The sequence below is a fragment of the Escherichia sp. SCLE84 genome (genome assembly GCF_012584495.1).
GTDB lineage: Bacteria > Pseudomonadota > Gammaproteobacteria > Enterobacterales > Enterobacteriaceae > ECMA0423.
In genome coordinates, this window is the sequence record NZ_CP051430.1 from 2166434 (window position 1) to 2180459 (window position 14026).

Sequence of the window (14026 nt, forward strand, 5' to 3'; positions counted from 1 at the left end):
TTTAATGGTGCCGATAATAGGAGTCGAACCTACGACCTTCGCATTACGAATGCGCTGCTCTACCAACTGAGCTATATCGGCCCTGAAAGGACATGTTCACGAACGTGAATCACGGTGGACAAGGTTAAAACTAACCGGGCGATGCGTCAATGGCCTTGTGAATCAAATGGCTACTTTTGCATCACCCGGTTTTATTTACGCACGAATGGTGTAATCACCAATGCCGATCCACTTGTAAGTGGTCAGTGCTTCCAGCCCCATTGGGCCACGCGCGTGGAGTTTTTGTGTGCTTACCGCCACTTCCGCACCCAGACCAAACTGGCCGCCGTCGGTAAAACGCGTAGAGGCGTTAACGTAAACAGCGGACGAATCCACTTCGTTAACAAAACGCTGGGCGTTGCGCATATCGCGGGTCAGGATCGCATCGGAGTGTTGTGTGCCGTGTTCACGAATATGGGCGATGGCATCGTCAAGATCGCTGACGATTTTAACGTTCAAATCTAATGACAGAAATTCATCGTCATACTCTTCGGCTTTAACCGCCACCACCTTCGCAGGGCCTGTCTGCAACTGCGCCAGCGCAGCTGCATCTGCGTGTAATGTCACGCCGCTTTCCGCCATTTGTTTGCTTAATGCGGGCAGGAAGCTATCGGCGATGTTTTTATTCACCAGCAACGTTTCTACCGTATTACATGTGCTCGGTCGCTGAGTTTTCGCGTTGACGATCACTTTTAATGCTTCAGCGATCTCTGCGCTTTCATCAACGTAAATATGGCATACGCCTATACCACCTGTGATCACCGGGATTGTCGACTGTTCGCGGCACAGTTTATGCAAACCAGCCCCGCCGCGCGGGATCAGCATGTCGATGTATTTATCCATACGCAGCATTTCACTGACCAGCGCACGGTCAGGATTATCAATCGCCTGCACGGCACCCGCCGGTAAGCCACAGGATTTCAGGGCGTCCTGAATCACCGCCACCGTTGCCGCGTTAGTGCGACAGGTTTCTTTGCCACCACGCAGGATCACCGCATTACCGGTTTTCAGGCACAGCGAAGCGACATCAACCGTCACGTTCGGGCGCGCTTCATAAATCACGCCAATCACCCCCAGCGGCACGCGACGACGCTCAAGACGCAGGCCGCTGTCCAGTACGCTGCCATCGATTACCTGCCCCACCGGATCGGCGAGGTTACACACCTGGCGCACATCATCGGCAATGCCTTTCAGCCGTGCGGGCGTCAGTGCCAGACGGTCAAGCATCGCTTCGCCAAGGCCATTGGCACGCGCGTCAGCAACATCCTGGGCGTTAGCGTTGAGGATGATTTCGCTTTGTGCTTCCAGTTCATCGGCGATTTTTTCCAGCACGCGATTTTTTTCGCGGCTGGAGAGTTGCGCTAATTTATACGAGGCTTGCTTCGCGGCAATGCCCATTTGTTCCAGCATCAGCCTGCTCCTTAACGGGTAATCATGTCATCACGGTGAACGGCAACCGGGCCGTATTCATATCCCAGTATTGCATCAATTTCTTGCGAGTGGTGCCCGGCAATACGGCGTAATGCATCGCTGTTGTAACGACTGACGCCGTGGGCGATATCGCGACCTTCGAGGTTGCAAATGCGGATGACTTCACCACGCGAGAAATTGCCAGTCACGCTTTTAATGCCTTTCGGCAACAGGGAGCTGCCGCGTTCAAGAATGGCGGCAGTTGCCCCTTCATCTACCGTGATTTCACCCGCCGGCGGCGCACCGAAAATCCAGCGTTTACGGTTTTCAAGCGGAGTCGCCTGGGCATGGAACAGCGTACCGACGGAAATGCCTTCCATCACATCACCAATAACGCCCGGCTTGCTGCCCGCGGCAATAATGGTGTCGATACCCGCACGGCAAGCCACGTCAGCGGCCTGCAATTTGGTACTCATGCCGCCAGTTCCGAGGCCTGAAACGCTGTCACCGGCAATCGCGCGCAGTGCGTCATCAATGCCGTAAACATCTTTAATCAGTTCTGCCTGCGGATTGCTGCGCGGGTCAGCGGTATACAAACCTTTTTGATCGGTCAGCAGCAACAGTTTATCGGCACCCGCCAGAATCGCCGCCAGCGCAGAAAGGTTATCGTTATCGCCGACTTTAATCTCTGCCGTAGCGACAGCATCGTTCTCATTGATTACCGGAACGATATTGTTATCGAGCAACGCACGCAGGGTGTCGCGGGCGTTCAGGAAGCGTTCACGGTCTTCCATATCAGCACGGGTCAGCAGCATTTGCCCGACGTGAATGCCATAAATCGAAAACAGCTGTTCCCACAGTTGAATCAGTCGACTCTGCCCTACCGCTGCCAGCAGTTGTTTCGAGGCGATAGTCGCTGGCAGTTCCGGGTAACCCAGGTGCTCACGTCCGGCGGCGATCGCGCCCGACGTCACAATAACAATCCGATGCCCGGCGGCATGTAACTGCGCGCACTGGCGAACAAGTTCAACGATATGGGCACGGTTCAGACGGCGCGATCCGCCTGTTAGCACACTGGTGCCGAGTTTTACCACCAGCGTCTGGCTGTCACTCATGATTCTCTGCCATTCAATTTTAGGAAAAATGATATCAAACGAACGTTTTAGCAGGACTGTCGTCGGTTGCCAACCATCTGCGAGCAAAGCATGGCGTTTTGTTGCGCGGGATCAGCAAGCCTAGCGGCAGTTGTTTACGCTTTTATTACAGATTTAATAAATTACCACATTTTAAGAATATTATTAATCTGTAATATATCTTTAACAATCTCAGGTTAAAAACTTTCCTGTTTTCAACGGGACTCTCCCGCTGAATATTCGCGCGTTAATTAAAATCAGGAATGAAAATGAAAAAGAGCACTCTGGCATTAGTGGTGATGGGCATTGTGGCATCTGCATCCGTACAGGCCGCAGAAATATATAACAAAGACGGTAATAAACTGGATGTCTATGGCAAAGTTAAAGCCATGCATTATATGAGTGATAACGACAGTAAAGATGGCGACCAGAGTTATATCCGTTTTGGTTTTAAAGGTGAAACACAAATTAACGATCAACTGACTGGTTATGGCCGTTGGGAAGCAGAGTTTGCCGGAAATAAAGCGGAGAGTGATACTGCACAGCAAAAAACGCGTCTCGCTTTTGCCGGGTTGAAATATAAAGATTTGGGTTCTTTCGATTATGGTCGTAACCTGGGCGCGTTGTATGACGTGGAAGCCTGGACCGATATGTTCCCGGAATTTGGTGGCGACTCCTCGGCGCAGACCGACAACTTTATGACCAAACGCGCCAGCGGTCTGGCGACGTATCGGAACACCGACTTCTTCGGCGTTATCGATGGTCTGAACTTAACCCTGCAATATCAAGGGAAAAACGAAAACCGCGATGTTAAAAAGCAAAACGGCGATGGCTTCGGCACGTCATTGACATATGACTTTGGCGGCAGCGATTTCGCCATTAGTGGGGCCTATACCAACTCCGATCGCACCAACGAGCAGAACCTGCAAAGCCGTGGCACAGGCAAGCGTGCAGAAGCATGGGCAACAGGTATGAAATACGATGCCAATAATATTTATCTGGCAACTTTTTATTCTGAAACACGCAAAATGACGCCAATATCTGGCGGCTTTGCCAATAAAACTCAGAACTTTGAAGCGGTCGCACAATATCAATTCGACTTTGGTCTGCGTCCATCGCTGGGTTATGTCTTATCGAAAGGGAAAGATATTGAGGGCATCGGTGATGAAGATCTGGTCAATTATATCGACGTCGGTGCTACGTATTATTTCAACAAAAATATGTCAGCGTTTGTTGATTATAAAATCAACCAACTGGATAGCGATAACAAATTGAATATTAATAATGATGATATTGTCGCGGTTGGCATGACCTATCAGTTTTAATAGATATTGCCGGATGTGATGCATCCGGCACATTTCACTCACGCCGTTAACTTCACCGGCTCGTCACGAAAATCATCCGCCGGTTCCAGCTTCAGATTCAGCGTCGTCAGCAGTTCACGCAGCTTCTCGTGAAACTCACGCAGGGTGTGCTCCAGTCGTTCAACCACTTCAGTATCTTTTACCGGAACACTCTTCCAGTCGCCTGCTTTATCGAACAGACCAAACTGGTAGCTGTAGGTAAAACGGGATTCCTGCGCTTCCAGCTCCATCCACCAGCCCCAGAACTCACGCACTTCCGGTGCCGGTTTCACGTTGACGCATACAGCCAGACAATCGAAAAAGAATCGATTATCTTCGCACTTACCTTCACGAATATACGGGCCTAGTGCGGTAAATTTTTTGATCAATCTGCTCTTCGGGTGTCCACTCGGTAACGTCATTGCAATCTCCTGTTGTGATGCAACTGTTTTACCAAATTGGTAAAATTTAGCAAATTTTTAACACAAACGTTTTTCGATCCAGTCGGTGATTTCCTGAAGACCTTTGTCAAAATTCCGATACACCGGGTTAAATGGGATCTCTAATAATTTACCGTCAGCAGATGATGAGGTGATTAAGCGTGAGTCCTCTTCCGGGCTGAACGGATCGTTCTTCCAGTAGCCTGATAACATTGGCGTTGGGCAGCGACGTCCCAGCAATCCTTGCACTTTTAATGAATAGCGATTCAACTCCACGCGCAACGCTTCGTCGGAAGCATCATGCATCCCCAAACGACTCGCCAGAACGTCAAGATACATTTCCGGCACCTGTTGCTGGCACTTAAAATCACTCAACAGGGTATGAACTACCGGACCAAGACAGGCAACCGCTTTCAGACGCGGCGATTCAAGGTATGCCAGACGCACGGCAACGTTAGCGCCGAAACGGAAACCAAAGGCCGCGACGCGAGTGTGATCCACCCACGGTACGTTAGGCAGCGCCTTTAAGACGTGCTGATGCAACAGGCTGGAGTCCTGGGTGAGCTTCCATTTTGAAGAAAAGCCCACCGACGGCATATCAATAGTCAGCATCGCAATGCCGCGCGGCGCAAAATAACGTTCATACAGGCTGTAATAGTCCGTCTGCATCGCATCCAGACCACCACACATTAATACTGTCGGGAACGGGCCATCGCCTTTCGGCATATGCAAAAAGCCGGTGATGGGCGCACCGCCGGGTACGGTAAACTCCATCTGCCGCATCGTGCCCGGCAGACGCTGGGCGGCCTCTTCATAGGCGCGGTTTGATAAAGCCTGCGCTTGCTCGGCCAGGTCATCTCCTTTCAGATGAGGATAGGCGGCAATGTTGTACAACGTAGCCGCATGCAGCCAGTGTCGACCACTGAGTTGCGGATCTTCTTCCGCACAGGCTTTTTGTTGCCACACCATCGCCTGGGTGGCCCACTCATAAATCCAGTTGCCACCACGGTAGCCAATCACAGTATCGTATAAATCATCGTCGGTACGTTCAGCATCGCTCATCACAATACGTGCCTGGACGTCTAGGATTTCACGTGGGTCAATACCGCGCCAGATCCACATCAGACGGTTAATCATGCGATACCAGTGAGGGATGGTTTTACCATCAAGAGCCGACTGCACAGGCGGTTGTGCGCCGTGATTAAAGCGGCGGACTAGCGTCGAGGTTTCAGGATGTTTAAAGCGGGGTTTGAACAGGGTTTCGCTCAGGTTTGCCTGTGTCATGGATGCAGCCTCCAGAATACTTACTGGAAACTATTGTAACCCGCCTGAAGTTAAAAAGAACAACGCCCGGCAGTGCCAGGCGTTGAAAAGATTAGCGACCGGAGATTGGCGGGACGAATACGACGCCCATATCCCACGGCTGTTCGATCCAGGTATCTTGCGGGATATCAACAACATAATCATCAACCAGCGGACGACCAGCCGGTTTTGCAAAGATGGTGACAAAGTGCGCTTTTGGATACATTTCACGAATCGCAACCGCAGTACCACCGGTATCCACCAGGTCATCAATAACGATGAAGCCTTCGCCATCGCCTTCTGCGCGTTTCAGCACTTTAAGCTCGCGCTGGTTGTCGTGATCGTAGCTGGAAATACAAACGGTATCGACATGACGAATACCCAGTTCACGCGCCAGTAACGCACCCGGTACCAGACCGCCACGGCTTACGGCAATAATGCCTTTCCATTGTTCAGAAGGCATCAGTCGGCTTGCGAGTTTACGTGCATGGATCTGCAACATGTCCCAGGTGACGATGTATTTTTCGCTCATGTGAAGTGTCCCAGCCTGTTTATCTACGGCTTAAAAAGTGTTCGAGGGGAAAATAGGTTGCGCGAGATTATAGAGATCTGGCGCACTAAAAACCAGTATTTCACATGAGTCCGCGTCTTTTTACGCACTGCCTCTCCCTGACGCGGGATAAAGTGGTATTCTCAAACATATCTCGCAAGCCTGTCTTGTGTTGACAAAATTTTCTGCTAACCCTGTGACCTGCAATACTGTTTTGCGGGTGATCGACAAGGAGACTTAACGTGTCTGAACTGTCTCAATTATCTCCACAGCCGCTGTGGGATATTTTTGCCAAAATCTGTTCTATTCCTCACCCGTCCTATCATGAAGAGCAACTCGCTGAATACATTGTTGGTTGGGCAAAAGAGAAAGGTTTCCATGTCGAACGCGATCAGGTAGGTAATATCCTGATTCGTAAACCTGCTACCGCAGGTATGGAAAATCGTAAACCGGTCGTCTTACAGGCCCACCTCGATATGGTGCCGCAGAAAAATAACGACACCGTGCATGACTTCACGAAAGATCCTATCCAGCCTTATATTGATGGCGAATGGGTTAAAGCGCGCGGCACCACGCTGGGTGCAGATAACGGCATTGGTATGGCGTCTGCGCTGGCGGTTCTGGCTGACGAAAACGTGGTTCACGGCCCGCTGGAAGTGCTGCTGACCATGACCGAAGAAGCCGGTATGGACGGTGCGTTCGGCTTACAGAGCAACTGGTTGCAGGCTGATATTCTGATTAACACCGACTCCGAAGAAGAAGGTGAAATCTACATGGGTTGTGCGGGGGGTATCGACTTCACCTCCAACCTGCATTTAGATCGTGAAGCGGTTCCAGCTGGTTTTGAAACCTTCAAGTTAACCTTAAAAGGTCTGAAAGGGGGTCACTCCGGCGGGGAAATCCACGTTGGCCTGGGTAATGCCAACAAACTGCTGGTGCGCTTCCTGGCGGGTCATGCAGAAGAACTGGATCTGCGCCTTATCGATTTCAACGGCGGCACACTGCGTAACGCCATCCCGCGTGAAGCCTTTACGACCATTGCTGTCGCAGCTGATAAAGTCGACGTCCTGAAATCTCTGGTGAATACCTATCAGGAGATCCTGAAAAACGAGCTGGCAGAGAAAGAGAAAAATCTGGCCTTGTTGCTGGACTCTGTAGCGAACGATAAAGCTGCCCTGATTGCGAAATCTCGCGATACCTTTATTCGTCTGCTGAACGCCACCCCGAACGGTGTGATCCGCAACTCAGACGTGGCAAAAGGTGTGGTCGAAACCTCCCTGAACGTCGGTGTGGTGACCATGACTGATAATAACGTAGAAATTCACTGTCTGATCCGTTCACTGATCGACAGCGGTAAAGACTACGTGGTGAGCATGCTGGATTCGCTGGGTAAACTGGCTGGCGCGAAAACCGAAGCGAAAGGCGCATATCCTGGCTGGCAGCCGGACGCTAATTCTCCGGTGATGCATCTGGTACGTGAAACCTATCAGCGTCTGTTCAACAAAACGCCGAACATCCAGATTATCCACGCGGGCCTGGAATGTGGTCTGTTCAAAAAACCGTATCCGGAAATGGACATGGTTTCTATCGGGCCAACTATCACCGGTCCACACTCTCCGGATGAGCAAGTTCACATCGAAAGCGTAGGTCATTACTGGACACTGCTGACTGAACTGCTGAAAGAAATTCCGGCGAAGTAATTATTTGATTTGCTGCCGGATGGCGTTTAATCGCCTTCCGGCAGTTTCATCCTTCATTATCCTTCGATAAAAGCCATCCCTGTAAATGTCCGTCTCGGGTTGCCACGTTCAATCTGGTGATGGAACATTCGCCGCTGCGATTTCAGCACCGCGCTATTTTCCTGTTGCTGCTGCTCCAGCTTCCAGGCAATCAGCAATCGTGCCAGCCGCTTGTTAGCATGCTGACTACGCTCTGACTGAACCTTCACGCTAATACCGGATGCCAAATGCGTGGCGCGTACCGCCGAGTCGGTTTTATTGACATGTTGACCGCCCGGCCCCGACGAACGCAACGTCTCATAACGGATTGCATCCGATTGTTCCTGCTCATCAGCGGTAAAACGCCCAATGCCCAGAAACCAGTTTTTGCGCCCATGATGAGGCCGATACGGACTCGGACAAATCCACTGAATAGTGCCGCACCAGCTTTCGCTTAATGCCCATGCGTTATCGCCATCCAGAGAAACCAGAGCTGAACGCAGCGTGTCAGAGTAGCGGCCCGTTTCTGTTTCCAACACCGTTACCGCGACGTCTTGTCGGGCAGCTTCTTTAATTAGCCTGTCCAGCGCCTTTTTCACTGCGAGACAACATTCTTCCGGCCCCTGCGCTGAGGAGAGTTGTAGCAAGATCATCCTTTTTTCCCTCCACTGTTTTTGAGCGTTAGCACCGGACGCAGCCGCGCGACAGGAATAATTAAACCGGCCTGCACCAGACATTGCACCACGCTTTCAGCCGATTTATAGGCTTGTGGCGCTTCTTCAAAGATGAGTTGTTTATCGCGACAAATTACCCGACTGCCAAGTTCAGTACGCGAGAGTTGCGTCGCCGTGTATTTCGCTGCCAGACGCCCTTTACACTCGGTGCGCCCCCATTTACGCCCTGCCCCATGCGCCAGCGAGTGGAGCGTTTTTTCGTTCGCAACAGGCTGTACAATCCAGGAGTAATCACCACGTGAACCGGGAATAATCACCAGACCGTTGTCATCCGGCGTGGCACCTTTACGATGCAACCAGCCCTGTTGATCGCCGATTTGACACGCGCTAACAAAGTTATGCGCCACATCCAGAACCGGACTTCCCGTGGCCTTAACTTGTTGCATTATGCGCAAAGCGATCATCTGGCGATTAATACACGCAAACGCCAGCGCATCGTCATGTTCCGCAATATACCGTAGCGCGTCGTCACTGCCTTGAGGCAAACCATGATGCGAGAACGAGGCAATATGCCGCTGTAAAATAGACTGCCCCACCCCCCGCGAGCCGCTATGAACCAACAGTTGCAGATGTTGTGCATCCAGACCTGCCAGTGCAAACAGTTCAGCGTTGATGATTTGATCAACTTGTTGCAGTTCAGCGAAATGATTGCCGCCACCGATAGAGCCAAGCGAGCTGCGCCACGGATGCTGTGCAAATGCTGACGGCAGGTTTTCCTCCAGCCAGCTTTCTTCAGCAACGTCATCCAGATCTGATAATCGCTTTTCAAACTTATCGGCGTTGTATTTGCGAGCGAGAATATCTGTTTGCCATAGCGCCATACCGCAGCCGATATCATTGCCGACCAGTGCCGGATAAAAACGACCAACAGAGAAGAACGCTGCGCCAATCGGATAGCCGCGTCCGGGATGTAAATCTGGCATCCCCACTACGCGCTGCATGTTGGGTAAATTTGCCGTGGTGTGTAATTGTTGGATCGCTAAACTCTCGATCCACAGGTCATCAGATGCGATGGTAAATACCGCATCGGATAAGGGACGAATATAATTGCCCATATACCATTCCGTAAATAGACTCGTCATACTTCAAGTTGCATGTGTTGCGACTTGAATTATTGAGAGTAACAATTAAAAAATCAGGAAATGGCAGACGAATCCAGGGCAAGAAAAAAAGAATTAATCCTGGAAAGGTCTGCAAAGAGTCATTGATAAAGGATTTGTCATGATTTACCTCCTTGCAGTTTGTGGAATAAGAAAACGCGCACATACTAGGCTTGCGTTATTTTCATTGCAAGCTGGATTTAATGTTGCTGTTTATAACGCATATAAAAATTAATAAACCACTCTCCCCGACATTCAACGCGTTGCTGCTTAACTGTCTGAAAACCATAACGTTCAAAAAAGGGTTTTGCGGTTATGCTTGCGTCCACCGTAAGTTCGGATTCAGACTTAATCAAAGGTTTTAACAAAGCGCTGGCAACCCCACGGCGGGTGTATTCAGGGTCAACAAATAACATATCGATATAGTGTTCAACGCAGGTAATAAAGCCGACCAGTTTTGCATTAATGACTGCAACCCGCACTTGTGATTTCGCGAGTTTCTCCTTCCAGCGAGATTCGTCAATCTGCGCCCAGGCGGCAATTTGTTGTGGTGAATAATGCTGACTGGCAGTCATCGTAACCGCTCTAATGAAAATAGCGCATAGTTGCTGAAAATCGCCAGGCTGATAGTCTCTTATTTGTATGTTATTCATAATCCCAGCACCAGTTGTCTTTCCATTTGCGGGTCAAGCAACGTCACATGCAGCCCCACCAGTCGCACACCGCGCCCGCCGCGGCGTTCATCCCAGGTTTTACGCGCGGTGGCGATTAAGTCAGCTTTATTCAGCCGCGGCCAGACGTGCTCCTGAGTGGTTTGCTGAAAATCGTCGAACTTTAATTTCACCCCCTGGCGGGCAATCAGTAAATCAGGTTTTACCTTTGCCAGACGGCGTTCAAGTTCCGGATACAGCCGCTCGATAATCGCTTCACATTCAGACCAGTGGTGGATATCTTCCGCCATCGTGCGTTCCACGCCGACGGATTTTCGCAACCGTTCGCTGTTAACGTCGCGCTCGTCAATCCCCTGACTACGCTCCCACAAAATGCGGCCAAATTTGCCAAAGCGTTTAAGCAGCATCACCAGATCACACTTTTGTACATCACCGCAGGTCCGCAGCCCCATCGCTTCCAGTTTTGCCGCCGAGACTTTGCCGACGCCGGGGATTTTTGCCAGCGGTAAGGTTTGTAAAAATGCCGGAACTTCTGCCGGCGTAATCACAAACTGACCGTTGGGTTTATTCATGTCGGAGGCGATTTTGGCGAGAAACTTTACTGGTGCCACGCCCGCAGACGCTGTCAGTTGCAGCTCGCTGAAAATCGTCTGGCGGATTTCCTGGGCGATGAGGGTCGCAGAACCGTGGCAATGGACGCTATCGGTGACGTCGAGATAAGCCTCATCCAGTGACAACGGTTCAATACGCGAGGTGTAGCGCGAGAAGATTTCACGGATATGATTTGAGGCTTCTTTGTAGGCGTCAAAGCGCCCCGGAAGCAAGGTGAGATGCGGGCATAATTTGAGCGCCATCCCTGTCGGCATAGCGCTACGTACGCCAAATTTACGCGCGGGATAATTGGCGGTGCTGATCACCCCCCGACGTTCGCGGCTGCCGCCAATAGCAATAGGGATATCGCGCAGGGCGGGATTGTCGCGCATCTCCACCGCTGCGAAAAAGCAGTCCATATCCACATGAATGATTTTACGCATTACTCACCTCTCAACACTGGTAAAGTATACAGTGATTTCAGGGTTTGAGAAATGCGTAAAGATTCAGCATTTAACGCGTTCGCTGCGAAAGCACCTGCTGCTTATCCAGCTTTTGCACCAGCGGCTGCACCACTTTATCCCCATGCTGACCAAAGTATTGATACAGCGTATCGGACGCACTTTTGGTCAGCACCATAATCTCAATGCGCCGGTTGCCCGCGCTTTTCGGATTTTTGGAATCCAGCAGCATCTGGTCCGCCATTGCGCTTACCTGCATCACTTTATCTTCCGGCATTCCGGCCTCTTCCAGCACCCGACGAGCCGAAAGCGCGCGGTCACCCGAAAGGTTCCAGTTGTTGTAGATATTGTTTTTGTAAGCCATCGCATCGGTATGCCCGGTAATAATAATTTTGTTATCGAGCGAGTCGAAAACTGGCGCGAGCTCCACCAGCAGCGTTTTAAAGAACGGCATAATCTGCGCGCTGCCGCGTTCGAACATATTGCGATTCTGGTCGTCTTTAATCAGCACGCGTAATCCCTGGGGAACAATCTCCATCTCCAGATTCGCTTCCATATGCGCATCACGGGCAATGGTGGTGATACTGGTTGCCAGCTCGCCAAGCTCGGTGGCGGATTTCTTCTTCAGCAGCGCCGTTTTCTCATTGACGTCGCGCGCTTTTTTCTCCGTTTCTTCCGGCACCGCCACGGTGGCAGGTTTTGGCGGATGAGACGGGCTGATTTTATTTAACGGCGACAGCCCACCACCGTTAAAAATCGACTGCCCGTGCAGCGCGGCGATAATGCTTTCACGCTCGGATTTACTGACGCTGTTGACAATCAACTTTATTGTCGTCACCAAAGGGGCCGAGCGTATTTCCGAGGTTTCAGCCCGCTTTACCCTGGATGCGATGCCCGGTAAGCAGATGGCGATTGACGCCGATCTTAATGCCGGGTTGATCAATCAGGCGCAGGCACAAACCCGACGTAAAGATGTTGCCAGCGAGGCCGATTTCTACGGCGCGATGGACGGGGCATCGAAATTTGTGCGCGGGGATGCTATCGCCGGGATGATGATTCTGGCGATCAACCTGATCGGCGGCGTCTGTATCGGGATCTTCAAATACAACCTGAGCGCCGACGCCGCCTTCCAGCAGTATGTGCTGATGACCATCGGCGACGGGCTGGTGGCGCAAATCCCTTCCCTGCTACTCTCCACCGCGGCGGCGATTATCGTCACCCGCGTCAGCGACAACGGCGATATCGCCCATGACGTGCGTAACCAGTTGCTGGCAAGCCCGTCGGTGCTCTACACCGCTACCGGAATTATGTTCGTACTGGCGGTAGTGCCGGGAATGCCACATCTGCCGTTTTTGCTGTTCAGCGCCCTGCTTGGCTTTACCGGCTGGCGGATGAGCAAACGCCCGCAGGCGGCGGAAGCGGAAGAGAAAAGTCTCGAAACGCTGACCCGCACCATCACCGAAACCAGCGAGCAACAGGTCAGTTGGGAAACCATTCCGCTGATCGAGCCCATCAGCTTAAGCCTCGGCTACAAGCTGGTGGCGCTGGTGGACAAAGCCCAGGGCAACCCGCTCACCCAGCGTATTCGCGGCGTGCGACAGGTGATATCCGCCGGCAACGGCGTGCTGCTGCCGGAGATCCGCATTCGGGAAAACTTCCGCCTTAAGCCCAGCCAGTACGCTATTTTCATCAACGGCATTAAGGCTGATGAAGCGGATATTCCGGCGGATAAACTGATGGCGCTGCCCTCCAGCGAAACCTACGGCGAGATAGACGGCGTGCTGGGGAACGACCCGGCGTACGGGATGCCGGTGACCTGGATCCAGCCTGCGCAGAAAGCGAAGGCGCTGAATATGGGGTATCAGGTGATCGACAGCGCCAGCGTGATTGCTACCCATGTAAATAAGATTGTGCGCAGCTATATTCCTGATTTATTTAACTATGACGATATTACGCAGTTGCATAACCGTTTGGCGTCGATGGCACCGCGCCTGGCGGAGGATTTAAGCGCGGTGCTCAATTACAGCCAGTTGCTGAAAGTGTACCGGGCGCTGCTGACCGAAGGCGTTTCCCTGCGCGATATCGTCACCATCGCCACCGTGCTGGTCGCCAGTAGCGCGGTGACCAAAGATCATATTCTGCTGGCAGCCGATGTGCGCCTGGCGCTGCGGCGCAGCATTACCCATCCGTTCGTTCGCAAGCAGGAGCTGACGGTGTATACCCTGAATAATGAGCTGGAAAATCTGCTGACTAACCTAGTGAATCAGGCGCAACAGGGCGGTAAAGTGATGCTCGACAGCGTGCCAGTGGACCCGAATATGCTCAACCAGTTCCAGAGTACGATGCCACAGGTGAAAGAGCAGATGAAAGCGGCGGGGAAAGACCCGGTGCTGCTGGTGCCACCGCAGCTGCGCCCTTTGCTGGCGCGTTATGCAAGGTTGTTTGCGCCGGGGCTGCATGTGCTGTCGTATAACGAAGTGCCGGATGAGCTGGAGTTGAAGATTATGGGGGCGTTGAGTTGATGGGGGATTCTT

The 14026-nt window shown here is 51.8% G+C and carries 12 protein-coding genes, 1 tRNA gene and 1 pseudogene; 3 read left to right on the forward strand and 11 right to left on the reverse strand.

The window, feature by feature from the left end; genetic code table 11:
• Positions 1-5: 5 nt before the first annotated feature.
• The 3 genes from HGD79_RS10740 to proB all read right to left on the reverse strand — a co-directional run bounded on the left by HGD79_RS10740 (position 6) and on the right by proB (position 2564).
• Positions 6-81 (reverse strand) — tRNA-Thr (locus HGD79_RS10740).
• Between the two features lie 114 nt (positions 82-195).
• Positions 196-1449, reverse strand: coding sequence for a glutamate-5-semialdehyde dehydrogenase (proA, locus tag HGD79_RS10745; RefSeq protein ID WP_000893252.1), 1254 nt, complete (start codon positions 1447-1449; stop codon positions 196-198).
• Between the two features lie 11 nt (positions 1450-1460).
• The gene (gene proB, locus HGD79_RS10750; RefSeq protein WP_001285288.1) at positions 1461-2564 is read right to left on the reverse strand and encodes a glutamate 5-kinase; all 1104 of its coding nucleotides are present in this window, start codon (positions 2562-2564) and stop codon (positions 1461-1463) included.
• 287 nt (positions 2565-2851) lie between these two features.
• Here proB and phoE point away from each other — a divergent pair, with 287 nt between their 5' ends.
• Entirely contained in the window at positions 2852-3907 is a 1056-nt protein-coding gene (gene phoE / locus HGD79_RS10755; protein WP_137465051.1) for a phosphoporin PhoE, read from the forward strand.
• Positions 3908-3945: 38 nt separating this feature from the next.
• On the opposite strand, the gene crl is transcribed toward phoE, so the two are convergent.
• The 3 genes from crl to gpt form a co-directional block, all read right to left on the reverse strand.
• Entirely contained in the window at positions 3946-4347 is a 402-nt protein-coding gene (crl, locus tag HGD79_RS10760) for a sigma factor-binding protein Crl (protein ID WP_000174677.1), read from the reverse strand.
• Between the two features lie 57 nt (positions 4348-4404).
• On the reverse strand, positions 4405-5649 hold the full coding sequence (gene frsA / locus HGD79_RS10765; RefSeq protein WP_000189541.1) for an esterase FrsA: 1245 nt from the start codon (positions 5647-5649) through the stop codon (positions 4405-4407).
• A 91-nt stretch (positions 5650-5740) separates the two neighbouring features.
• On the reverse strand, positions 5741-6199 hold the full coding sequence (gpt, locus tag HGD79_RS10770; RefSeq protein ID WP_001291990.1) for a xanthine phosphoribosyltransferase: 459 nt from the start codon (positions 6197-6199) through the stop codon (positions 5741-5743).
• A gap of 260 nt (positions 6200-6459) precedes the next feature.
• Between gpt and pepD the strand changes: the two genes are divergently transcribed.
• The gene (pepD, locus tag HGD79_RS10775; protein ID WP_001293018.1) at positions 6460-7917 is read left to right on the forward strand and encodes a cytosol nonspecific dipeptidase; all 1458 of its coding nucleotides are present in this window, start codon (positions 6460-6462) and stop codon (positions 7915-7917) included.
• Positions 7918-7973: 56 nt separating this feature from the next.
• On the opposite strand, the gene prfH is transcribed toward pepD, so the two are convergent.
• The 5 genes from prfH to lafU form a co-directional block, all read right to left on the reverse strand.
• Positions 7974-8588, reverse strand: coding sequence for a peptide chain release factor H (prfH, locus tag HGD79_RS10780; RefSeq protein WP_000602112.1), 615 nt, complete (start codon positions 8586-8588; stop codon positions 7974-7976).
• The gene (locus HGD79_RS10785) at positions 8585-9724 is read right to left on the reverse strand and encodes an RNA ligase RtcB family protein (protein ID WP_000528862.1); all 1140 of its coding nucleotides are present in this window, start codon (positions 9722-9724) and stop codon (positions 8585-8587) included. Before HGD79_RS10785 ends, prfH begins: the two co-directional genes overlap by 4 nt.
• Positions 9725-9969: 245 nt before the next feature.
• Complete coding sequence (locus HGD79_RS10790; RefSeq protein ID WP_001059855.1) at positions 9970-10422, reverse strand: GNAT family N-acetyltransferase; 453 nt, start codon at positions 10420-10422, stop codon at positions 9970-9972.
• A complete protein-coding gene (gene dinB / locus HGD79_RS10795) occupies positions 10419-11474 on the reverse strand; it encodes a DNA polymerase IV (RefSeq protein WP_001226183.1) in 1056 nt (351 codons plus the stop codon). The genes HGD79_RS10790 and dinB overlap by 4 nt, the downstream gene beginning before the upstream one ends.
• Before the next feature lie 70 nt (positions 11475-11544).
• Entirely contained in the window at positions 11545-12330 is a 786-nt protein-coding gene (gene lafU, locus HGD79_RS10800) for a putative lateral flagellar export/assembly protein LafU (RefSeq protein ID WP_000207567.1), read from the reverse strand.
• Here lafU and HGD79_RS10805 point away from each other — a divergent pair.
• A pseudogene (locus HGD79_RS10805) lies at positions 12302-14014 on the forward strand (flagellar biosynthesis protein FlhA); the annotation flags it as partial. The gene lafU and the pseudogene HGD79_RS10805 overlap by 29 nt on opposite strands.
• Between the last annotated feature and the right edge of the window lie 12 nt (positions 14015-14026).

What these genes read in the sequence shown, in the direction of transcription:
- proB (WP_001285288.1), bottom strand. Translation starts at nt 2,564, where the DNA reads ATGAGTGACAGCCAGACGCTGGTGGTAAAACTCGGCACCAGTGTGCTA.
- HGD79_RS10790 (WP_001059855.1), bottom strand. Translation starts at nt 10,422, where the DNA reads ATGAATAACATACAAATAAGAGACTATCAGCCTGGCGATTTTCAGCAA.
- frsA (WP_000189541.1), bottom strand. Translation starts at nt 5,649, where the DNA reads ATGACACAGGCAAACCTGAGCGAAACCCTGTTCAAACCCCGCTTTAAA.
- gpt (WP_001291990.1), bottom strand. Translation starts at nt 6,199, where the DNA reads ATGAGCGAAAAATACATCGTCACCTGGGACATGTTGCAGATCCATGCA.
- proA (WP_000893252.1), bottom strand. Translation starts at nt 1,449, where the DNA reads ATGCTGGAACAAATGGGCATTGCCGCGAAGCAAGCCTCGTATAAATTA.
- dinB (WP_001226183.1), bottom strand. Translation starts at nt 11,474, where the DNA reads ATGCGTAAAATCATTCATGTGGATATGGACTGCTTTTTCGCAGCGGTG.
- HGD79_RS10785 (WP_000528862.1), bottom strand. Translation starts at nt 9,724, where the DNA reads ATGGGCAATTATATTCGTCCCTTATCCGATGCGGTATTTACCATCGCA.
- crl (WP_000174677.1), bottom strand. Translation starts at nt 4,347, where the DNA reads ATGACGTTACCGAGTGGACACCCGAAGAGCAGATTGATCAAAAAATTT.
- phoE (WP_137465051.1), top strand. Translation starts at nt 2,852, where the DNA reads ATGAAAAAGAGCACTCTGGCATTAGTGGTGATGGGCATTGTGGCATCT.
- prfH (WP_000602112.1), bottom strand. Translation starts at nt 8,588, where the DNA reads ATGATCTTGCTACAACTCTCCTCAGCGCAGGGGCCGGAAGAATGTTGT.